At 37.4% G+C, this 1028-nt stretch carries 1 protein-coding gene; it reads left to right on the top strand.

The window, feature by feature from the left end; all coding sequences use genetic code 11:
• Nucleotides 1-132 precede the first annotated feature (132 nt).
• Nucleotides 133-1028 (top strand): hypothetical protein (locus WMO25_RS18310; RefSeq protein ID WP_349086681.1); only part of this gene is annotated, 896 nt, incomplete at its 3' end.

The raw sequence follows: 1028 nt of genomic DNA, 5'->3' as shown, positions 1-1028 counted from the left end.
TTATCCTCAGAGTATTTTTATCCTCATCTTTTCTGGATATAGCGATATTTACTCTCTTCTTCGCAAAAAAGATGAGGATAACATATTTTATGTGATAATGGAATCGCATTAAAATCGAAAGGATGTGATTTCATGAATTATGCTGATACCGTCGAAAAGGTAATATCACTACTTAAAGAAAAGAAGGTGTGTTCAAGCAGTAGAAAGTCGCATAGGGACTGTTATGAATCTCTTGGATCGTATCTCGACCAAAATAGTACCGAGTATACGGTCAAAGCGCGTGATGAATGGTTTGCTGAGATTAAGAAAAGCCTTCCTTCACAGCGATGTGTCATATGGATCCGGTATGTATACCAGTTAGAGGAAATGGATTCTTCAGGAACAGTATCTGACCGCAGGCTATATCTAAATCAATCAGTATACGATAAACTTCCAGTTTCATGGAAAGATGATCTTGATTTCTATCTTGAAGACTGTTGTAAACGTTATACAAAACGCACATTAGAATTAACACGTACCTATTGTTCCGAAGGGTTGCTCATTTTTGATGAAATTGGAGTTGTCAATATATCAGATATCTCATACGAAGCGGTACTGATACTTGTAAACACAAAAATGTATCAATCAGCTGAAACCAGAAACGTGATCCTTAATTACACGGCTCGGATGATACAGTTCTATGAAAAGATCGGGAAATGCACAAAGCCATACAGTCTTCTCTTTAACAGTCAGATTTATCCTCATATCGGATTGATCGATGCGTTTTCTTCAGAGAATAAAGCAGCTTTACAGAAAACGATAGATGTAATTATGTCAGCCGCAGACTTTAAAGGAAAGATTGAGCCTTTTATCGAATGCCTGCAAGCCCATGGATATATCGGTACTACTTTGAAACTGGCAAAACATGCATTAACAGCTTTTTATCTGTTTCTGGATATACATGATCTTGGTTATCATCCGGATATCGTTTGGATATGGTTCTCTGAGGTAAAAAATACACTGGGAACTTCCTGGCTTCACTGGAGAAG

The organism is Coprococcus intestinihominis (genome assembly GCF_040096555.1).
Taxonomy (GTDB): domain Bacteria; phylum Bacillota; class Clostridia; order Lachnospirales; family Lachnospiraceae; genus Coprococcus_A; species Coprococcus_A intestinihominis.
Note: the sequence above shows the minus strand (reverse complement) of the source record. Positions and strands in the feature narration are given on the sequence as shown.